Genomic DNA, 20,771 nt, shown 5'->3' with positions numbered 1-20,771 from the left:
TGGGCATGGAGAAGCAGAGGAAGGCCGAAGCGCCGCGGGTCACCCTGGACGTGCTGCTGGACAAGGTGGACAGCAAGTACACCCTGGTGGTCCTGGCGGCCCGCCGCGCCCGCCAGCTGGTGGACGGCGCCGAGCCGGTGATCGAGCCGCGGGCGGCCAAGCCCGTCACCGTGGCGCTGGAAGAACTGGCGGCCGGCAAGCTGTCCTACGTGCCCGGCAAGGCGGGCATCAAGTGAGATGACGCCGGGTGCCGTGGAGCCGGGCACGGCTCGTCCCCTTGAGGGGCGCACCGTGATCCTGGGGGTGTCCGGCGGCATCGCCGCCTACAAGGCGGCCGAACTGGCCCGCCGCCTGGGGGAGCGGGGGGCCCGGGTGGTCACCATCCTGACCGCCGGGGCCGCCCGCTTCGTCACGCCCCTGACCTTCGCCGCCCTGACCCACCAGCCCGTCTACACGGCCGGCGATCTGTGGGCGCCCCGGGCCGGGGTCGAGCACATCCGCCTGGCCGATTCCGCCGACCTGGTGGTGCTGGCACCGGCCACGGCCCACCTGCTGGCCCAGCTGGCAGCAGGCCTGGCGGGCGACCTCCTGACCACCGTGGTGCTGGCCGCCGGCACCCGGGTGCCCGTGCTGGTGGCTCCCGCCATGAACACCCACATGTGGCGCCACCCCGCGACCCAGGCCAACGTCCAGCGACTGCGGGCCTGGGGCTACCACGTCATGGAGCCCGAGGCCGGACCCCTGGCGGAAGGGTATTCCGGCGTGGGCCGCCTTCCCGAGCCGGAAACCATCGCCGCCCGGGCCGCGGCGCTGCTGGCGGGGCGGCGGAGCCTGGAAGGCGTGACCGTGCTGGTCACCGCCGGCCCCACCCGGGAACCCCTTGATCCCATCCGGTTCCTCAGCAACCGCTCCTCGGGGAAGATGGGCTACGCCCTGGCCGAAGCGGCCCGGGACCGGGGGGCGCGGGTGGTCCTGGTGAGCGGTCCCGTCCACCTGCCCGACCCGCCCGGCGTGGAGGTCGTCCGCGTGGAGACGGCGGCGGAGATGCTGGAGGCCGTCCTGCAACGGGCCGCCACCGCCCAGGTGGTCATCAAGGCGGCGGCGGTGGCCGATTTCCGGCCGGCCCGGCCGGCGGCCCACAAGATCAAGAAGGACACCGCGGCGCCCCTGGTGGAACTGGCACCCACCGTGGACATCCTGCGCGAACTGGGCCGGCGCAAGCGGCCGGGACAGGTGCTGGTGGGTTTCGCCGCGGAAACCCACGACCTGCTGGACAACGCCCAGCGCAAGATCCGGGAGAAGAACCTGGACTTCATCGTCCTCAACGACGTCACCCAGCCCGGTGCCGGCTTCGAAGTCGACACCAACATCGTCACCCTGGTCTATCCCGATGGGCGCCGCGAATCTCTGCCGGCCATGTCCAAGCGGGCGGTGGCCGAGGCCATCCTCGACCGCCTGCCCCTGGAGCGCGAACCCGAGACCGGGCAGAACCGGCGCCCCGCCGGCATGCTGCCCGGGGCCGGGGGAACGGGGCACGGCCCGGAGCCGGCGCCCGGGCCCCGGGACGCCGGGCCCGCTTCCCGTGGTAACGGGGGAGGTCCCATGCCCGGCGGGGGAGAGGTCCGGTGACGAGGAAGCGCCCCGCAGGTCCTGGCGGCGGCGAAGCCCCCGGTACGGCGGTGGACGGTCCGGAGGCGGGCGGGGCGCCGGTCCGGGACGGAGGCGAGGCTGCGGCCCCTGCCCAGCCTCCGTGCCGGGACCCGGTGGCGGAGGTCGTGGTCGACATCGCCGCCCAGGACGTGGACCGGGTCTTTCACTTCCTGGTTCCCCCGGAGCTGGCCGGCCGGCTGCAGGTGGGACACCGGGTGACCGTTCCCTTCGGCCCCCGCCGGGTGGAGGGGACCGTGGTGGGGTTCGCCCCCGTCCCCGAGGTGCCGCCCGAGCGGTTGCGCCCCATCCTGGCCCTGCGGGATCCCATCCCCGTTCTGACCCCCGCGCTGATCGACCTGGCCCGCTGGATGGAAGAGCGCTACCTCTGCCTGTTCGTCCAGGCGCTGAGGGCTATGTTGCCGCCGGGTGCCCGCGGCGACCGGGTGAGCCCGGCACCTCGCCGCTGGGTTCGCCTGGCCGTCGATCCGGCCGAGGCCCGGGCCCGCGCCCGGGAACTGGCCGGCCGGGCGCCCCGCCAGGCGGCCGTTCTCGAGCGGCTGGCCCGGTCCGGCGCCGCCGGCGGGCTGCCCCAGGCCTTCTTGCTGCAGCAGGCCGCCGCAGGCCCCGAGGTCGTCAAGGCCCTGGAACGGAAGGGCTGGGTGGTGGTGGAGGAGCGGCTGCCGGTCCTGGACGAACCGGCCGCGGCGGCGGAGCCGGCCGGCCCGCCGCCTCCCCTGACGCCCGAGCAGGCGGCGGTGTGGCGGAAGCTGGAGCCGGCCCTCCGGGCCGCCGGAAGCGGGGACGACCCCGGTGCCGGCGGGACGGCGCCCGGCAGGCCGCAGGAGGGGGACCAGGGCTCCCCGGCCTCCACCCGGGCGGGGGAGCCGGCGGGCGCCCCGCCGCCCCGGTGTGGAGCCGGGGTCCCGGCCCCGGCCGGCGGCGGAGCCGCTCCGCAGGCCTTCTTGGTCCACGGCGTGACGGGAAGCGGCAAGACGGAGATCTACCTGCGGGCCATCGCCGCGGTCCTGGCCCGGGGGCAGGGTGCCATCTGCCTGGTGCCCGAGATCGCCCTGACGCCCCAGACGGTGGCCCGCTTCCGCGCCCGGTTCGGCAACCGGGTGGCCGTGCTGCACAGCGCCATGACGCCGGCCCAGCGGCTGGCCACCTGGCGGGCCATCCGCACGGGGACGAAGCCGGTGGTGGTGGGGGCCCGCTCGGCGATCTTCGCGCCGGTGCCGCGCCTGGGTCTGATCGTGGTGGACGAGGAGCACGAGACCAGCTACAAGCAGGAGGAGACGCCCCGCTACCACGCCCGGGAGGTGGCCCTGGCCCGGGCCCGGCTGGAAGGGGCGGTGGTGATTCTGGGCAGCGCCACCCCCTCGGTGGAGACCTACCACCGGGCGCTGGCGGGTGAGCTCGGCCTGCTGGAGCTCAGCCGGCGGGTAGGGGAGCGCCCGCTGCCTGCCGTCGAGCTGGTGGACATGCGGGAGGAGTTCGAGGCGGGCCACCGCTCCATCTTCAGCCGGCGGCTCCTGGAGCTCATGCGGCAGCGGCTGGAGGCGGGCCAGCAGGTGCTGCTGTTCCTCAACCGCCGCGGGTACCACACCGTGCTCCTCTGCCGGGAGTGCGGGTTCGTCCTGCGCTGTCCCCACTGCGACGTGTCCCTGACCTTTCACCAGCTGGCCTCGGGGCGCCTGGTCTGCCGCTGCCATTACTGCGAGCACCGGCAGGTCCCGCCCGCCACCTGCCCGCGCTGCGGCGGGGTCGCCCTGCACCCCTTCGGGCTGGGCACCCAGAAGGTCGAGGAGGCCGCGCGCCAGCTGTTCCCCGGCGCCCGCATCCAGCGGATGGACGCCGACGTGACCGCCCGCCGGGGGGCCCATGAGGCCATCTACCGCCAGTTCGCCGCCGGGCGCATTGACATCCTGATCGGGACCCAGATGATCGCCAAGGGCTGGGACGTGCCCGGGGTGACCCTGGTGGGGGTGGTTTCCGCCGACACCGCCCTGCACATGCCCGACTTCCGCCGCCAGGAGCGGACCTTCCAGCTCCTGGAGCAGGTGGCCGGGCGGGCCGGCCGCGGGTCCGACCCCGGGCAGGTGGTGATCCAGACCTACAGCCCCGACCACCCCTGCCTGCAGGCCGTGGCGGATCACGACTACCGCGCCCTCTTCGACCTCGAGTCGGCGGCGCGCCGCGAGCTGGGCTTTCCGCCCTTCGGCCACCTGATCCGGGCGGTGGTGGCGGGAGCCGAGCGCCCGCCGGTGGAACGGGCGGCCGCCCGGCTGGCGGCAGCCTGGCGCGCGGCCCTGGCGGAAGCCGGGGTGGAGGGCGGCTCCGTCACCCCCGCCGCGCCGGCGCCCATCGAGCGCCTGCGGGGCCGCTGGCGATGGCACGTGCTGGCGCGCGCCGCCGACGGGCCTGCCTTGCGGGAGGCCACCCGGGCGGCCCTGGCCTCCTTGCGCCCCCACTGGCCCCGGGACGTGCTGGTGCAGGTGGATGTCGACCCCTACAGCATGCTGTAGGCCGGCTCTGCACCGCCCGGATACACGGCCGCGGCGCGCCGGCACGCTCGCTGCCCGCCGGGCCTCCATTCCGGGCCGGCGGGCGGCGGTCATGTCGCTGCCACGGGGTGGTGGTGCCATGCCCATGCCGCGGCCGCGCCGGGCCCGGCGGCGGGCGATCCGCCGGGCCGGGTGGATCGCCCCGCCAGGCCGCCGGCCCCTGCTGCCCCCTTGCCCGCGCCCAGGTAAAATGAGATCAGAACGACGGGAGGGATGCCCATGGCCGGGAGCCCGCGGCGGCGGGGCCGGCAGGACCGGGCGCGCCGGGCCCGGCCGCAGGCGGAGCCGCTGCCCATCGTCAAGGGGGCGGACGAACCGGTCCTGCGCACGCCGGCCCAGCCCGTGGCCCGGGTGACCCGGGAAATCCGCCAGCTGCTGGACCGGATGGCGGCCACCATGTACGCCGCCGATGGGATCGGCCTGGCGGCTCCCCAGGTGGGCGTGTCGAAACGCGTCATCGTCGTCGACGTGGGCGACGGGCTGATCGAACTGATCAATCCGGAGATCGTCCGGCGGGGTGAGGAGGTGGAGGCTGCGTACGAGGGCTGCCTCTCCCTGCCCCGCCTGCTGGCCGAGGTGGAGCGGCCCACCTCGGTGCAGGTCACCGGCCTGGACCGCCGCGGCCGGCGCATCTGGATCGAGGGCGAGGGCGTGCTGGCCCGCTGCCTGCAGCACGAGATCGACCATCTGGACGGGGTGCTGATCACCGACCGGGCGCGCAAGGTGGTCGAGCTGCCGCCGGAGAGCGACCTGCGGGTGGTCTTCATGGGCACCCCGGCCTTTGCTGTGCCCAGCCTGGAGGAACTGCTGCAGCGCCAGGTGCGGGTCGTGGGCGTGGTGACCCAGCCCGACCGGCCCCAGGGGCGCGGCCTGGCGCCGGTGGCCCCGCCCGTCAAGGCGCTGGCCCAGGAGTACGGCATCCCCGTGCTCCAGCCCGAGAGGCTGGACGAGCAGGTGGTGGAGCAGCTTCAGGCCTGGCGGCCCGACCTGCTGGTGGTGGTCGCCTACGGCAAGATCCTGCCCCCGGCGGTGCTGGCGGTACCACGCCTGGGGGCGATCAACCTTCACGCCTCCCTGCTTCCGCGCCACCGCGGGGCGGCGCCGATCCAGCACGCCATCCTGGCCGGGGACACCGTCACGGGTGTCACCACCATGTGGATGGACGAGGGGCTGGACACGGGTGACATCATCTTGCAGCGAGAGGTCCCGCTGGATGACCAGATCACCGCCGGCCAGCTCCATGACCGGCTGGCGCGGCTGGGGGCCCAGCTGCTGGGCGAAACCCTGCGCCTGGTGGCCGAGGGCAAGGCGCCGAGACAGCCCCAGGACGGGGCCCGGGCCACCATGGCGCCCAAGCTTCGCCCTGAGGACGAGTGGGTGAACTGGGCGGACGATGCGACCCGGGTGGCCCGCCGCATCCGGGCGCTGGACCCGCGGCCCGGCGCCCGGACCACCTGGCGCGGGCAGGTGCTCAAGCTCTTCGGTGCGGGCACCGTCCCGCCCCAGGCCGCCGGCCCGGACTTCCCCCACCAGGAGGAACGGGCCCCCGGCGGAGGGGGCGGGGAGGGCAGCCTGCCCCCCGGCGAGGAGGGCGGCGCGCCGGTGCCCCCGGGCACCGTGGTGGCCATCACCCCCCGGGCCGTGGCCGTCCGCTGCGGCTCGGGCCTGGTGTGGATTCGCCGGCTGCAGCCCGCGGGCCGGCGACCCATGACGCCGCTGGAGATGGTCAACGGCTACCGCCTGGAGGTAGGCGAGCGACTGGGCGACCCCCCGGCCGGCACCTCCGCTGCGCCGGCCGGGGATGGCGCAGGCGCACCGCAAGGCCAGCGGGCACAAGCCTGAACGAGCGGCCCCGCCGCGGACCGCGGGCCCGGCGGGCCCCGCGGGCTCCGGCTGCCGGCAGGTGCGCAGGCGGGGCACGGCCCGCAAAGGCGGAGCAACCACCATTCGGAGGGGGAAAGGAGGGCGACGGCGGTGTTCTACTTCGATCCGCTGTACTTTCTCTTTGTCGGCCCGGCCCTGCTGCTGGCCCTCTGGGCCCAGAGCAAGGTGAGTTCGGCCTACGAGACCTACTCCCGGGTGCGGGCCTCCAACGGCCTGACCGGCGCCGATCTGGCGCGGCAGCTGCTGCGGCAGGCGGGCCTGGACGACGTGCGGGTCGAGCCCATCGGCGGCCGGCTGACGGACCACTACGACCCCCGCAGCAAGGTGGTCCGCCTGTCCGAGGGCGTCTATTACGGCTCGACGGTGGCGGCCCAGGGGGTGGCGGCCCACGAGGTGGGTCACGCCCTGCAGCACGCCACGGGCTACGTGTGGCTGGGGCTGCGCAACGCCATCATCCCCGTCACCCAGTTCGGGTCCCAGCTGGCGTTCCCGCTGTTCTTCCTGGGCCTGATCTTGAACCTGGCCTCCCTGCAGAATCTGGGCATCCTGCTCTTTAGCCTGGCCGTGCTGTTCCAGGTCATCACGCTGCCCGTGGAGTTCAACGCGTCCAGCCGCGCCCTGGCCACCCTGGCGGGCGGCGGCTACCTCCGAGGGGAGGAGGTGCAGGGCGCCCGGAACGTCCTGCAGGCGGCAGCGCTGACGTACGTGGCCGCCATGGTGATGGCGGTGATGCAGCTGCTCTACCTGCTGGCCTTGCGCGGGCGCCGCGACTGAACCATGGCGATAACCGGCGAGGGTGACCGGGGGGCGCCGCGCCGGCGCCCCCTTGCCGTGCCGGCGCGGCGGGCGGGAGGCCGCACCGGCGGGCGGCGGGCCGGCGGCATCCGCCCGGCGGGAGGCCGGGAGGCGGCCTTCCTGGCCCTGCTGGCTGCGGAAACGGGACCCGTGTACGTCGATCAGGCCCTGGCCCGGCTGCTGGAAGGCAGCGGCCTGCCCGCCCGGGAACGGGCCCTGGCCACGGAGCTGGCGTACGGGGTGGCCCGGCGCCAGGGGAGCCTGGACTGGGCCCTGGCCCGGTGGGCCCGGCGGCCGCCCGAGCGGCTGGACCCGCCGGTGCGGGTGGCGCTGCGGCTGGGCGCCTACCAGCTGTGGCACCTGGACCGGATCCCCGACCACGCCGCCGTGGCGGAGTCGGTGGAACTGGTCCGGCGCCACGGCCCCGGCTACGCCGCCGGGTTCGTCAACGCCGTCCTGCGCCGGGCGGCCCGCCACGGCTTCCCCCACGAGGCCGTGCCGGGTGCCGCAGAGGATCTGGAGACGCACCTGGCGCTGACCCTGGCCCATCCCCGCTGGCTGGTGCGGCGGTGGCTGGAGCGCCTCGGCCCCGAGGAGACCCGCCGGCTCCTGGAGGCCAACAACCGCATTCCGCCCCTTTCCGCCCGGGTCAACATGCTTCGGGCCGATCCCCGGTCCCTGGCGGCAGCCCTGGCCGCCCAGGGGGTGGCGGTGGAGCCGGGCCGGTTCCTCCCGGAAGCCCTGCGCCTGGGCCATGGGGTGAGCCCGGCGGAGCTGGAGGCCTTCCAGCAGGGGGCCTTGACCTGGCAGGACGAGAGCTCCATGCTGGCGGTGCATGTGCTGGACCCCCGGCCCGGCCAGCTGGTGCTCGACGTGGCGGCCGCCCCCGGCGGCAAGTCGACCCACATGGCCGAGCGCATGGGCGACCGGGGGCGGGTGGTCGCCTGCGATGTCGACCCGGGCCGGCTGGAGAAGGTGCGGGCGGCGGCGCGGCGGCTGGGCCTGCGGTCGGTCGAGCCCCTGGCCCTGGACGGCCGGCTGCTGCCTGAACGCTTCGCCGGCCAGGCCGACCGGGTGCTGGCCGACGTCCCCTGCAGCGGCCTGGGGGTCATCGCCCGGCGGCCCGATTTGCGCTGGCGCAAGACGCCAGAAGACCTGAAGGCGCTGGCGGCCCTGCAGGGGGAGCTCCTGCGCGCGGCGGCGGCCTGCCTCAAGCCGGGCGGCGTGCTGGTCTACAGCACCTGCACCACCGAGCCGGAGGAAAACCAGCAGGTGGTGGAGGGGTTCCTCCGCGAAGGGGGGGACCGCTTCGCGGCCGTCGACCTGCGGCCCCGCCTGCCGGCCCCTCTCCGGGACGAGCCGGGCACCGAGCGGGGCTGGCTGCAGCTCTGGCCCCATCGCCATGGAGTCGACGGTTTCTTCATCGCCTGCCTCCAGCGGCGGCGGTGAGGGCGAGGGAGGTGAGGGCCGTGTCCACCCGGGACTGGGTCGGGCTCTTGCCGGAGGAACTGGCTCGCGAGCTGGAAGCCTGGGGCCAACCGGCCTACCGCGGGCGCCAGATCTTTGCCTGGTTCCACCGGCGGGGGGTGACCCGCTTTTCCGCCATGACGGACCTGCCCCGCGAGCTGCGGGAGCGGCTGGCGGAGCAAGGCGATCCGGCCGTGCCCGCCGTGCGGAGGCTGCAGGTCGACCCGGAGGACGGCACCCGCAAGTACCTGCTGGAGCTGGCCGACGGCCAGCTGATCGAGACGGTGCTGATGCGCCACCGCTACGGCCTGAGCCTGTGCGTGTCCAGCCAGGTAGGCTGTGCCATGGGCTGCCGCTTCTGTGCCTCCACCCTGGGCGGGCTGGTGCGCAACCTGACCGCGGCGGAGATGGCGGGCCAGCTGCTGGTGGTCAACCGGGACCTGGCCGAGCGGGGCGAGCGGGTCAGCCACCTGGTGGTCATGGGCATCGGCGAGCCCCTGCAGAACCTGGATGCCACCCTGCAGTTCCTGCGGGTGGCCCACCATCCCCTGGGTGCGGGAATCAGCTACCGGCACATGACGGTGTCCACCTCGGGGCTGGTGCCGCGCATCCGCCAGCTGGCCCGGGAGGGCCTGCCCATCACCCTGGCCGTCTCCTTGCACGCGCCCAACGACGCCCTGCGCAGCTGGCTCATGCCCGTCAACCGGCGCTGGCCCATCGCCGAGCTGATGGCGGCCTGCCGGGAGTACGTGGAGGAGACGGGCCGCCGCATCACCTTCGAGTACGTTCTCATCGAGGACGTCAACGACCGCCCGGAACACGCCCGGGAGCTGGCCCGGCTGGTGGGGCCCCTGCACGCCCACGTCAACCTGATCCCGTGGAACCCGGTCAGCGAGCGGCCCTTCAAGGCCCCGTCCCCCGAACGGGTGCAGGCCTTCGCCGCCGAGCTGCGCCGGCAGGGCGTCAACGTCACCGTCCGGCGGGAGCTGGGCCAGCGGATCGAGGCGGCCTGCGGGCAGCTGCGCCGCCGTGCCCTGGAGGAGGCCGGAGCCGCCCGCCCATAGGGGTGGGGGACGGGAGGCCGTCCCCGGGGAGCGGGGAGGGCACCTGCCGCCTGCACCGCCGCACCGGGACCGGTGGCGGGGATCCGGGGGCCGGAGCGGCGGTCCCGGGTTCCCGCCGGCCGGGGCGCTGCTGGATTCGCCGGCTGGGCCGGCCCCGGGCGGGGGTGCCCCCGGGCCCGGCCTCCGGTCCCGCAAAGGTGCCAGGGAAACCGGCTGGAGCCGGCGAAGTGTATCTTGTTCAGGAGCCCAGCGCCGTTCACCGGCAGGCCGCCCGCCCCGCCCGGAGCCCGCCACCCGTTTCCGGGGAACGGCCGGGTGGGCGCGGGGGCGGCGGCCACGGGCCCGGGTCCCAGCGCCCGGGCGGGGGGAGAGGAACCATGCCGGTCTTGCGCCTTGCCGCCCGCACCCATCCAGGCTGGGTGCGGGAGAACAACGAGGATGCCTACCTGGCTGAAGCCTTGCCCGGCGACGGGGGCTGGCTGCTGGCCGTCGCCGACGGCATGGGGGGCCACCGGGCGGGCGAGGTGGCCAGCTGGCTTGCCCTGCGCACCCTCCGGGAGTGCGTGGTGGCGGGGCTGCCCCTGGCCCAGGCGGTGGTGGCCGCCAACCAGGAGGTGTTCCGGCGGCAGGCCGGCGACCCCGACCTGAGCGGCATGGGAACGACCCTGACGGTGGCCGTCATCGGCCGGGGCGGGGCGGTGGAACTCTGCCACGTGGGGGATTCGCGGGCCTACCTCCTGCGCCAGGGCCACCTGGAGCGCCTCACCCAGGACCACTCCCTGGTGGAAGAGTTCGTGCGCAACGGGGCCCTGACGGAACAGGAGGCCCGCCGGCATCCCCAGCGCAACCTCTTGACCCGCGCCATCGGCACCGACGTCTCGGTGCCCGTGGACGAGACCACCGTCCAGCTGGAGCCGGCGGACGTGCTGCTGCTTTGCAGCGACGGGCTGAGCGAGGCCTTGCCCGACAGCCGCCTGGCGGCTCTGCTGGCCGCCGCCGGACCCGGCGACGTGGCCCTCCAGGTCGAGGCACTGGTCGAGGCCGCCCTGGCGGCAGGCGGGTCGGACAACATCACCGCCGTGCTGGCCTGGTGGGACGGTGACGCCCCGTGATCGGCACCGTGCTGGCGGGACGCTACCGGGTCACCGGCCTTTTGGGCGGCGGCGGCATGGCGGTGGTCTACAAGGCCACCGACCAGGTGACCGGCGACACGGTGGCCGTCAAGGCGCTGCGTTCGGAATACGTGGCCGACGGCGCCTTCCTGCGCCGCTTGCGGCGGGAAGCGGAAGCGGTGCGGCGGCTGTCCCACCCCGGCGTGGTGGCCGTGCTGGACGTGGGAGAGGACGCCGGGCAGCCCTTTCTGGTCCTGGAGTACGTCGAGGGGGTCACCCTCAAGCAGTACATCCGGGAGAGAGCACCGCTACCGCTCAAGGAAGCGGTCCACATCGCCTGCCGGGTGCTGTCGGTGCTCCAGCACGCCCACGAGAACGGCGTGATCCACCGGGACGTCAAGCCGCAGAACATCCTGATCACCCCCGACGCCCGGGTCATGGTGACGGACTTCGGCATCGCCCGGGCCAGCGGCACCACCACCACCGTGGTCGACCAGGGCGCCATGGTGGGCACGGCCCAGTACTTCGCCCCCGAGCAGGCCCGGGGCATGCCGGCCAGCGAGCGGTCCGATGTCTATGCGGTGGGGATCATCCTGTTCGAGATGCTGACGGGCCGGCTGCCCTTCGACGGGGACACGCCGGTGGCCGTCGCCATGCAGCACCTGGGCCAGGAGCCGCCCCTGCCGTCGGCCCTCAATCCCCGGGTGCCGCGGGTCCTGGAAGCCATCGTGCTCAAGGCCCTGGAGAAGAACCCCGACCGGCGCTACCCGTCGGCGGGGGCCATGCTGGACGACCTGGAGAACTTCCTGGCCGGGCGGCCCGTGGCGGCCCTGGCCCGGCCGCCGCTGGAGGACACCCTGGTGGCGGGCCCGTGGAACGGCAGGGCCGGCGGCCCGCGCGGCGCGGGCCGGGGGCGGGGCCGCACCCGTTCCGGGGACCGGGTGACCGTCCCCGGAGGAGCAACCGGCGCCCCAGGCGGTACGCCCGCTGCGGCTTCCCCGGGCGGCGCCCCGCCCCTGCCCGCCGGTCCGGTGGAGGGCGACGGCCCCGCGGCGGGCAGGACGGTGCGGCCGGGTGAAGGGGCTGGGGCCGGAGGGCCGGCGGGCGCGCAGGAGCGGGCAGCGGCCGCCGTTTCCGGTCCCGCCGCCGGCGCCGGAGCCGGTGCCGGGTGGGGGAGCGCTCCGCCCGCCGGGGAACGGGGGGTGGCCGGGGGGCATGGCCGCGGGGGCGGCGAGACCGGAGCCGGTTCCCCCCGGGGCGGAGGGAATGATGCCGGTCCCGGCGGCGACGGGCTGACGGCGGCTGGCGGGCCCCGGCGGGGGCGCCTGCCGGCACCGGCGGGGCCGGCAGAGGCGGCTCCCCGGCCCGCCGCGACCCGTCAGGAGGGGGCCCGGCAGGCCCGGGAGCCACGCTCCCGCCCGGAGGCCGGTGAACTGGAGCCGCTGGTGCTGGCCGGCGCGGTGGCCGTGCCCGCCCCGGCCGATCCGGGCCCGGGGGGCCCGGATCGGCCGGCGGCCGGGCCGCCCTCCCCCGGCCGCCGGCGCGGTTATGGGATAGCGCGCCCCGGTAAGCCCGGCGGGCGGCAACCAGGGCTGGCGGGCGGGGGAGGCCGGGACGAGGCCCGCGGGGGCGGGCTCCCCGGCCGCCGCAAAAGCCGGCGCCCGGCGGCGCCGGCTTTTGCGGGTGGCGCTGGCCGTGGTCCTCCTGCTGGTCCTGGCCGTGGGGGCGGGCGCGGCCACCCGGTGGTGGCTGCAGCCGCCGGTGGTGACGGTGCCCGCGGTGGAGGGCCTGCCGCTGATCGAGGCCCAGAGCCGGCTCGAGCAGGCGGGCCTGCAGTGGGAGATCCTCGAGGAGCGGCACGACAACAGCGAGGTCAACACGGTGATCGAGCAGCGGCCCGCGGGCGGCCAGCAGGTTCGCATGGGACAGACGGTGCAGCTGGTGGTATCCAAGGGACCCCGGTGGCTTTCCGTGCCTGACGTGCGCGGGCTGGAGGAGCGGGACGCCCGCCTGCGCCTGGAGAACCAGGGGCTGGTGGTGGAGCTGCGCTACCGGCACGCCGGCGAGGCCGAGGGTACGGTGATCGACCAGGATCCGGGGCCGGGCAGCCCCATCCAGGCCGGCATGACCGTCTACCTCACCGTTTCCCAGGGCCCGGAGAGCCGGCCCGTGACGGTGCCGTCCCTCTTCGGCCTGAGCGTGGCCGATGCCCGGGCCGAACTGGAGGCGGCGGGCCTGGTGGCCGGGCAGGTGACCGAACAGTACAGCCCCTATCCCGCGGGAACGGTGATCGGCCAGGATCCGGCGGCTGCGGCGGCGGTGGAGAAGGGAACGGCGGTGAACCTGGTGGTGAGCCGGGGGCCGGAGCCGGCCGTCACGGGGGACCACCAGGCCACGCTGGTGGTCGACCTGCAGGGGGACGGCCAGCACGTGCTGCGGGTCGAGGTGCAGGACCAGGCAGGACGGCGGGTGGTCTACGAGCAGGCCCACCAGGGCGGCGAGCGGGTGGAGGTTCCCGTCATCTGGCAGGGCGACCGGGCGCGGGCCTTCATCTACGTCGACGGCCGGCTGGCCGGCGAGCAGGAGCTCAAGGCACCGGGCGGCCGCGGCAAGGACAAGGGCGGAGCCGGCGAGGGCGGCACCGGCAGCGGCAGCCCGGGTGCGGGGGAAGGCCAGGACGGGAACGGCGATTGAACTTGCTCCAGCGGCCGGAGGTGAGAACCTACGCCCATGGTGTCGCTACGCACGGGAACCGTGGTCAAGGCGCAGACGAACCTCTACGAGGTCCGCCTGGACGGCGAAGAGCAGGTGATCCTGTGCGCCCTGCGGGGCCGCCTGCGGCGGCAGGCGGGCGATGTCCTGACCGGCGACCGGGTGGAGGTCGCCCTTCAGGACGGCGGGGCGGCCATCGAGCGGGTCTTGCCCCGGCGCAACCGCCTGGTGCGGCCGCCCATCGCCAACGTGGACCGGGTGCTGCTGGTCCAGTCCCTGCAGGAGCCCGATCCCGTGCCCATCCTGATGGACCGGGTGATCGTCCAGGCCGAGGCCATGGATTTGCCCGTGGTGATCGCCTTCACCAAGCTGGACCGGGTGGCCCGTGCTCCGGAGGACCCCCTGCCGGGCTGGGCGGCCCGGCTGGTGGAAGGCTATCGCCTGGCGGGCTACCCGGTTCACCTGCTGGCGGCGCCGCGGGGCTGGGGCGTGGAAGGCCTGGCCGCGGCGCTGCGGGAAGGCGTCACCGTGGTGGCGGGCCCCAGCGGGGCAGGGAAGTCGACCCTGCTCAACGCCCTGCAGCCGGGCCTCAACCTGGCCACGGGCGAGGTGAGCCGCAAGCTGGGCCGCGGGCGCCACACCACCCGGTTCGTCGAGCTCCTGCCCCTGGCGGGAGGGGGATGGGTGGCCGACACCCCGGGCTTCAGTAAGCTGGAACTGCCCGAGCTGGAGCCGGAGGAGCTGGGCGACCTCTGGCCGGAGATCCGGCGGGCGGCGCCCGGGTGCCGGTTTCGAGGCTGCCTGCACCGGAGCGAGCCGGGCTGCGCCGTCCGGGCGGCCCGGGATCAGGGCCAGATCGCCTCCTGGCGGTACCAGAACTACCTGGTGCTCCTGTCGGAAGTGGAGGAGCGCCTGGCCGAACGCTACCGTTGATGGGCCGCGAGCGTTGAATGATGGGCCGCGAGCCTTGAAGGCCCGCCGGCGTCGAAGGGCCGGCATGCGTCCCAGGGCCGGCGCCCGACCCAGGGCCGCCGCCCGGCCCGGCACGACACCAGGCACGACTCTACAAAGGGGAAGGGGAGGCCATGGCCGGCGGTCACCACGGAAACCAGCGCGGCGGCACCGCGGACCTCGCCGCCCGGGGGGAGAACCCGGCCGGGCCGGCGGCCGGCGGCACCGCCGCGGCACCGGACGGTACGCCAGGGGAACCCGCGCCCCGCGCCCTGGGCTGGCCGGAACCCGGTGCAGGAGCGGTGGTTCTACCGTCCCTGCTGTCCGCCGATTTCACCCGCCTGGCGGAGGAGGTCCGGGCGGCCGAGGCCGGCGGGGCTGCCGGGCTGCACCTCGATGTGATGGACGGCCGGTTCGTCCCCAACCTGACCTTCGGGCCGATGATTGTGGCGGCGGTGCGCAGGCTGACCCGCCTGCCCCTGGACGTGCACCTCATGGTGGAGCGGCCCGAAGCCCTGCTGCCGGCGGTGGCCCAGGCGGGGGCCGACGTGATCACCGTCCACGTGGAGGCCACGCCCCACGTGCACCGGGCCGTCCAGATGATCCGCGCCCTGGGCTGCCGGGCGGGCGTGGCCCTGAACCCCGGCACGCCGGCGGTGGCAGTGGAGCCGCTGCTGGGTGAGGTCGACCTCATCCTGGTGATGAGCGTCAACCCCGGCTTCGGCGGCCAGGCTTTCCTGCCCTTAGCCCTGGACAAGCTGCGGGCGTTGCGGGCCATGCTGCCCGCCGCCGGCCCGCGGCCGTGGCTGGAGGTCGACGGCGGTATCGACCCCGCGACGGCGCCTTTGGCCGCCGCCGCCGGGGCCGACCTGCTGGTGGCCGGGTCCGCGGTGTACAACGGGCAGGCGCCCGTGGGGACGAACCTGCACCGCCTCCGCCAGGCGCTGGCTGCCGCCCCGCCGCCTCCCGCGGCCCCCGAACGCCCGGCCCCTTGATGGCCAGGCACCCGGCCGGGCTTCCGCCGAATAGCCTGGGGCGGGAGGGAATGCCCATGGCTGTTCGGGTCATCGTGGTGCGCCTGCCCGGCCTTCTGGGCCGGATCTTCCGCCGGGGGCGGCGCGGCAACGCCTGAAGGACTTGGGGATTCTTGACGCAGGAGGGGCGCGCCGGCCCGGAACTGGCCGGCGCCACGCTTTTCAGCCGCCTGCCAGGGGTCCTTGCCGCAGGGCCAGGGTGCACGGCGCCGCCCCTCGGCCCGTCCTGGCGGCGGCTCCCAGCCGTAGCGGGAGGGGGCCGCGGCCCCTGCTGCCGTGCCGGGGCGTTTGTGGCAACATGATGAGCGCGATGGACTCGATGCCGCCGCGCCCTCCGGCGCCCCGGGGCCACCGGGCGGTGGGGCGCCGGGTGGTGACCCGGCCTGCTCCCGCGCCGGCGACCCCGGGGCCGGGGGCCGCATGGGATGGTGAAGGATGGAACGGGGACGGGAACAGGAACACGAGCGGGACCACGATGCCGCCGGTCTTGCCGGCGGGAACGGCGATTACCTGGTGCGGGCGGTGGCCGGCGATGGCCTGGTGCGCGCCCTGGCCTGCCGGACCACCCGCCTGGTGGAAGAGGCCCGGCGGCGGCACGACACCTGGCCCACGGCCACGGCGGCCCTGGGCCGGGTGCTGACCGCCACGGCCCTGCTGGCCGCCCAGCTCAAGGATGACGCCACCGTCACCGTCCGGGTGGCGGGAAGCGGCCCCCTGGGGGTCATCCTGGCCACCGGCGAGGCGGCCGGGACGGTGCGCGGCTACGTCCGCAACCCCCACGTGGACCTGCCCTTGCGGCCCGACGGCAAGCTGGACGTGGGGGGTGCCGTGGGGCTGCCGGGGTTCCTGCACGTGACCCGCGACCTGGGCCTGGGCACGCCGTACACCGGAAGCGTGCCGCTGGTTTCCGGGGAGATCGGCGACGACGTGACCGCCTTCCTGGTCCAGTCGGACCAGACGCCCTCGGTGGTGGGACTGGGGGTGCTGGTCGGCCCTGGGGGTAGCGTGCGGGCTGCGGGCGGGTTCATGCTGCAGCTGCTGCCGGGTCATCCGGAGGGGTGGGCCGAGCGGCTGGAACAAAACCTGCAGCAGCTGCAGGGCATCAGCCGCCTGATCGATGCGGGTCTGACCCCCGAAGCGATGATCGAGCGCGGCCTGGCCGGCCTGGCGCCCCGCATCCTGGACCGCCAGCCCCTGGCCTTCCGCTGCCGCTGCGACCGGCAGCGGGTGGAGCGGGCGCTGATCAGTCTCGGTCCCGAGGAACTGGAGACCATCCTGCGGGAAGACGGCGGCGCCGAGCTGCGCTGTCACTTCTGCGGCACCACCTACCACCTGAGCGGCGAGGAGCTGGAGGCGCTGGTGGCCGCCGCCCGGCAGGGCCGCCCGGACCGCCGGGCCGGGCAGGAGGGGGAGTCCCGCCAGGGCGGATCGACCTAAAACAAAGGCCGGCCCCTGGCCGGCACTTCGCCATCACGATGCAGGTGCTGGGAGGACGGCCGCCGGTGGCGGCCGGCGCGGGCCGGTGCCGGCCCGCGATGCCGGTGGCCCCGGTGGCGGAGGCCCCCGTGGCCCGGCGGTACAGGTCTCAGACGGCGCGCGCCACCCGGCCCGACTTCAGGCAGGTGGTGCACACGCGGATGCGGCGCACGCCCTGGGGCGTCACGGCGCGCACCCGCTGCAGGTTGGGGCCCCAGATGCGCCGCGACTTGCGGTTGGAGTGGCTGACCTGGTTGCCGTAGTCCACGCCCTTGCCGCAGATCTCACAACGACGGGCCATATCGATTCTCCTTCCACTGTCCGCGGCCCATGGGGCGCCGGGCCGGCCGCCCCCGCCCCGGCCGGCGGGACGTGCCGCCGTAGCGCGGAGCGGGCCTACCGGCCGCTGGACACGCTGCGGGCGCCGTCCTGTGGCCCCCGGGGCCGGGTGCCGCGACCTCCGGGCCGGCCCGGGCCGCGGGTGAACGATCAAGCCATGCCGCCGGCTCCCGCCGAGGGGACGGCCTCCCCGGCGCCGGCAACGGCGGCGCTCACGGGACGTCCCGTGCATGGAGCCTGAATCACGCAGCCGATTCTACCACAGGCCCCACAGGGCGGCAAGGAATGGGGCGGCCACCGGCGAAGGGGAATGTCCGAGACCCGGCACGGGCCGGAACGGGGAAGCGGGGGGCATGGGGTTGCTGGAATTCCAGACCGATCACGGCCGGATTGCCATCAGCGACGAGGTGATCGCCGGCATCGCCGGTACGGCCCTGGCCCAGTGCGAGGGCGTGGTGGGCACGGTCCCCCGGGGCTGGCGCCAGGGGCTGGCCGGCCTGCTGGGGACGGAGGCCCACGGGCGCGGTGTCGAGGTGTCCGCGGGCGACGGCGGCCTGGAGCTGACGGTGCGGATCGTCGTCGCGTACGGCGTGCCCATTCCCGAGGTCGCCCGCACGGTGATGCGGCGGGTGGGGGAGGCCGTGCGCCGGGCCGTGGGAGAAGAGCGGGTGCGGGTGAACGTCCACGTGGCCGGCGTGCGGGTGCCGCAAGGCCCGTTGCCCGGCCCCTCCGGGCCGGCGGCGCCCGGGGCCGCCGGCGCCCCCGCGGTGGCAGGGCCGGGCGGGTCCGGCGAGCTGCGGGCGGGCCCGGAGGACCGGGGCACGAACCTGCGCGGGTGAGGCGATGGTTCGCATGAGGGCCGGTGCGGGGGAGGACAGGGCGGCCCGGCAGGGGGGAGGCCCCCCGGAGCCCTGGCCGCAGGGAATGCCTGGCGCGGCCGGCGGCGCCGGGTGCGGCCCCGACCTCCAGCCCGCGGCCGCGGGGGCGGGAAGAGGGCATGCCCGCCCGGAGCGGCTGGCGGGGGCAGGGGAGCAAGGGGCCGCACGGCGAGGGACGCCCGGGTCCGGCCAGCCTGCGGGTGCCTGGGCCGAGCTGGCGGCGGCTCTGCAGCGGGCCGGCGATTTGCCGCCGATGTTGCCTGCCGCCGGCGCGGCCGCCGAGGTGCAGAGGGCCCTGGAAGCCGCTGCCCGGACCCTGCCCCCGGACCAGAGGGGACCCTTGCGGGAGGCCTACCGCCTGTTCCGCGACTTTGACCGGCTGCCACCCGGCCAGCGGGCGGAGCGGGTCGCCCGCGCCGTGGACCTGGTGGCCCGGGCCGCCGCGCCGGCGGCGGGGGAGTCCCCTGGGCGCCGGATCCCGCTCGGCGGGGAACCGGCGCCCGCTGGGGCGCCTTCGCAGGGCCGGACGGTTCCTCCGGGCGGGCCACCGGCTCCGGTCCCGGTGGCCCCTGCCGGCGGCCCTTCCGCAGCCGCCGGCACGGCTCCCGCGCCGGCCGCAGGGGCCGGGGCCTCCGGGCCCTCGGGACGGCGGTCGCCCCTGGCCGGCAGCGGTGCAGGGGAGATCACGCCGGCCACGCCCCTGGGCCGCCTGCCCGGCGTGGGCCGCCGGCAGGCCCAGCGCCTGGCCCGGCTCGGCCTTCACACCGCCGGGGACCTGCTCTGGCACCTGCCCCGGCGTTATGAAGACCGCTCCACCTGGAAGCCCATCGCCCGGCTGGTGCCCGGTGAGGTGGCCACCGTCCAGGGCGTGGTGGTGGCCGCCCAGCGCGTGCCCACCCGCACCCGGCGGGTCGTGGTGCGGGTGACGATAAGCGACGGCAGCGGCCGGCTGGACGCCGTGTTCTTCAACCAGCCCTTCCGGCTCCAGCAGCTGCCCCCCGGCCGCCCGGTGCGGCTGAGCGGGCGGGTGGAGGCGGGCTACCGGGGCTGGCAGATGGACCACCCGGAGGTGGAGCTGCTGGAAGGCGAGGGCGACGAGCCGGTGCACACCGCGCGGATCGTCCCCGTCTATCCCGCCACCGAGGGATTGCACCAGCGCTGGCTGCGCCAGCTGGCCTGGCAGGTGGTGGGCGCCCTGGCCGGGCGGGTGCCCGAGATCCTGCCCGAGGAGCTGCGGCGGCAGCTGAACCTGGTGGAACGGGCCCAGGCCCTGCGGGACATCCACTTCCCGCCCGACGCCGAGGCGTGGCAGGCCGCCCGCCGGCGCCTGGCCTTCGAGGAATGGTTCGTCATGCAGGTGGCCCTGGCCCGGGTGCGCAGCCAGCAGCAGCAAGAACCCGGCCGGGCCCACCGGCCCGACGGTCCCCGGGTGGCCCGCTTCCTGGCGGCCCTGCCCTTCGAGCTCACCCCGGCCCAGCGCCGCGTGCTGGACGAGATCCGGGCCGACATGGAAGCGCCGCGGCCCATGCGGCGGCTGGTCCAGGGCGACGTGGGCTCGGGCAAGACGGTGATCGCGGCCTGGGCCATGGTGAAGGCGGTGGAGAGCGGTGCCCAGGCGGCCTTGATGGCCCCCACGGAGATCCTGGCCGAGCAGCACGCCCGGCGGCTGCAGCAGCTGCTGGCCCCGGCGGGGATTCCTGTGGTGCTGCTGGTGGGCAGCCAGCCGGCCGCCGACCGCGAGCGGGTGCTCCAGGGGCTGGCCACGGGCCAGTGGCCGGTGGTGGTGGGCACCCACGCCTTGATCCAGGAGAACGTCCGCTTCCGCGACCTGGGCCTGGTGATCATCGACGAGCAGCACCGCTTTGGCGTCCGCCAGCGGGCCCTGCTCCAGGACAAGGGCCGGCGGCCGGACCTGCTGGTCATGACGGCCACGCCCATTCCGCGGACGCTGGCCCTGACCCTCTACGGCGATCTGGACGTGTCGGTCATCGACCAGTTGCCGCCGGGTCGCCAGCCCGTCCGCACCGTGTGGCTGCGGGGCCGGCAGCGCCGCAAGGCGTACGACCTTCTGGCGGCCCGGGTGGCGGCCGGCGAGCAGGGGTACGTGGTTTGCCCCCTGGTGGACGATCCTGCCGCCGGGCCGGCAGGCGACGGCCCGGGCTCCGGCGGCCAGGCGGCCGGCGGGGAGGGGCCGGCGCCAGGACCCGGAGGGGCTCCGGAGGATGCAGAGCACAAGGCGGTCACCACCTGGGCCGAGTACGTGGCCCGGCGCTATCCCCGGCTGCGCGTGGGGATCCTCCACGGCCGGATGCCGGGGCCCGAGAAGGAACGGGTCATGCGGGCCTTCGAGCGGCGGGCGCTGGACGTGCTGGTGGCCACCACGGTCATCGAGGTGGGGGTCGACGTCCCCAACGCGACGGTCATGATCATCGAGGGGGCCGACCGCTTCGGGCTGGCCCAGCTGCACCAGCTGCGCGGCCGGGTGGGGCGGGGATCCAAGGAGTCCCTGTGCATCCTGGTGGCCGACCCGGCCAGCGCCGAGGGCCGGATGCGGCTCGAGGCCCTCTGCCGCAGCCAGAGCGGTTTCGACATCGCCGAGTTCGACCTCCAGCTGCGGGGGCCGGGCGACTTCTTCGGCACCCGCCAGCACGGCCTGCCCGCCCTGCGCATCGCCGACCCGGTGAAGGACGCGGGCCTGCTGCGCCTGGCCCGGGAGGCCGCCCGCCGCCTGCTGGAGCGGGACCCGGGTCTGGATGCGCCGGCCCACCGCTCCCTGCGGGAGGAAGTGGTGGCCCGCTACGGGGAGTTTCTGGCCGAGGCCCGGGCCCTCTGGAGCTAGGCCCGT

Annotated in this window: 15 protein-coding genes and 2 pseudogenes; 16 read left to right on the top strand and 1 reads right to left on the bottom strand. The window is 75.6% G+C overall.

From position 1 onward, the window contains the following. The first annotated feature begins 5 nt into the window (after positions 1–5). The 14 genes and pseudogenes from rpoZ to hslO all read left to right on the top strand — a co-directional run bounded on the left by rpoZ (position 6) and on the right by hslO (position 16,670). Positions 6–236 (top strand): DNA-directed RNA polymerase subunit omega, encoded by a 231-nt coding sequence (gene rpoZ, locus THESUDRAFT_RS11845; RefSeq protein ID WP_006905035.1) that lies wholly within the window; start codon positions 6–8, stop codon positions 234–236. Position 237: 1 nt separating this feature from the next. Then, positions 238–1,629: a bifunctional phosphopantothenoylcysteine decarboxylase/phosphopantothenate--cysteine ligase CoaBC gene (gene coaBC / locus THESUDRAFT_RS11840; protein WP_006905034.1), complete on the top strand. Its 1,392-nt coding sequence runs from the start codon at positions 238–240 to the stop codon at positions 1,627–1,629. Then, the gene (gene priA / locus THESUDRAFT_RS11835; RefSeq protein WP_006905033.1) at positions 1,626–4,175 is read left to right on the top strand and encodes a replication restart helicase PriA; all 2,550 of its coding nucleotides are present in this window, start codon (positions 1,626–1,628) and stop codon (positions 4,173–4,175) included. Before coaBC ends, priA begins: the two co-directional genes overlap by 4 nt. Before the next feature lie 258 nt (positions 4,176–4,433). Then, positions 4,434–6,056, top strand: a complete 1,623-nt coding sequence (gene fmt, locus THESUDRAFT_RS12560; protein ID WP_006905032.1) for a methionyl-tRNA formyltransferase — start codon at positions 4,434–4,436, stop codon at positions 6,054–6,056. A 132-nt stretch (positions 6,057–6,188) separates the two neighbouring features. Continuing rightward, positions 6,189–6,872 carry a zinc metallopeptidase gene (locus tag THESUDRAFT_RS11820; protein WP_006905031.1) on the top strand — a complete coding sequence of 228 codons (684 nt, stop codon included), beginning with the start codon at positions 6,189–6,191 and terminating at the stop codon, positions 6,870–6,872. A gap of 57 nt (positions 6,873–6,929) precedes the next feature. Then, positions 6,930–8,342, top strand: coding sequence for a 16S rRNA (cytosine(967)-C(5))-methyltransferase RsmB (rsmB, locus tag THESUDRAFT_RS11815; RefSeq protein ID WP_242823413.1), 1,413 nt, complete (start codon positions 6,930–6,932; stop codon positions 8,340–8,342). Between the two features lie 20 nt (positions 8,343–8,362). Beyond that, positions 8,363–9,424 (top strand): dual-specificity RNA methyltransferase RlmN, encoded by a 1,062-nt coding sequence (gene rlmN / locus THESUDRAFT_RS11810; RefSeq protein WP_006905029.1) that lies wholly within the window; start codon positions 8,363–8,365, stop codon positions 9,422–9,424. Positions 9,425–9,801: 377 nt separating this feature from the next. Continuing rightward, positions 9,802–10,536: a Stp1/IreP family PP2C-type Ser/Thr phosphatase gene (locus THESUDRAFT_RS11805; protein WP_006905028.1), complete on the top strand. Its 735-nt coding sequence runs from the start codon at positions 9,802–9,804 to the stop codon at positions 10,534–10,536. Further along, positions 10,533–11,291 (top strand): annotated as a pseudogene (locus THESUDRAFT_RS15335) (protein kinase domain-containing protein); the annotation flags it as partial. The gene THESUDRAFT_RS11805 and the pseudogene THESUDRAFT_RS15335, both read left to right, overlap by 4 nt. A 928-nt stretch (positions 11,292–12,219) precedes the next feature. Then, positions 12,220–12,429, top strand: a pseudogene (locus THESUDRAFT_RS15330) (PASTA domain-containing protein); the annotation flags it as partial. 78 nt (positions 12,430–12,507) lie between these two features. Beyond that, positions 12,508–13,230 carry a PASTA domain-containing protein gene (locus tag THESUDRAFT_RS11795; RefSeq protein WP_242823412.1) on the top strand — a complete coding sequence of 241 codons (723 nt, stop codon included), beginning with the start codon at positions 12,508–12,510 and terminating at the stop codon, positions 13,228–13,230. 36 nt (positions 13,231–13,266) lie between these two features. After that, positions 13,267–14,181, top strand: coding sequence for a ribosome small subunit-dependent GTPase A (rsgA, locus tag THESUDRAFT_RS11790; RefSeq protein WP_006905025.1), 915 nt, complete (start codon positions 13,267–13,269; stop codon positions 14,179–14,181). Between the two features lie 152 nt (positions 14,182–14,333). Further along, a complete protein-coding gene (gene rpe, locus THESUDRAFT_RS11785; RefSeq protein ID WP_006905024.1) occupies positions 14,334–15,194 on the top strand; it encodes a ribulose-phosphate 3-epimerase in 861 nt (286 codons plus the stop codon). A 474-nt stretch (positions 15,195–15,668) separates the two neighbouring features. Next, a complete protein-coding gene (gene hslO, locus THESUDRAFT_RS11780; RefSeq protein WP_006905022.1) occupies positions 15,669–16,670 on the top strand; it encodes an Hsp33 family molecular chaperone HslO in 1,002 nt (333 codons plus the stop codon). A gap of 148 nt (positions 16,671–16,818) precedes the next feature. On the opposite strand, the gene rpmB is transcribed toward hslO, so the two are convergent. Further along, the gene (gene rpmB / locus THESUDRAFT_RS11775; RefSeq protein WP_006905021.1) at positions 16,819–17,010 is read right to left on the bottom strand and encodes a 50S ribosomal protein L28; all 192 of its coding nucleotides are present in this window, start codon (positions 17,008–17,010) and stop codon (positions 16,819–16,821) included. A 391-nt stretch (positions 17,011–17,401) separates the two neighbouring features. Here rpmB and THESUDRAFT_RS11770 point away from each other — a divergent pair, with 391 nt between their 5' ends. Together THESUDRAFT_RS11770 and recG are read left to right on the top strand one after the other, a co-directional pair. Next, on the top strand, positions 17,402–17,887 hold the full coding sequence (locus tag THESUDRAFT_RS11770) for an Asp23/Gls24 family envelope stress response protein (RefSeq protein WP_040827680.1): 486 nt from the start codon (positions 17,402–17,404) through the stop codon (positions 17,885–17,887). Positions 17,888–17,972: 85 nt separating this feature from the next. After that, positions 17,973–20,765, top strand: coding sequence for an ATP-dependent DNA helicase RecG (gene recG / locus THESUDRAFT_RS11765; RefSeq protein WP_242823411.1), 2,793 nt, complete (start codon positions 17,973–17,975; stop codon positions 20,763–20,765). Positions 20,766–20,771 lie beyond the last annotated feature (6 nt).

This window comes from Thermaerobacter subterraneus DSM 13965, assembly GCF_000183545.2.
Lineage (GTDB): Bacteria > Bacillota > Sulfobacillia > Thermaerobacterales > Thermaerobacteraceae > Thermaerobacter > Thermaerobacter subterraneus.
This window is presented reverse-complemented; position numbering and strand designations above follow the sequence as displayed.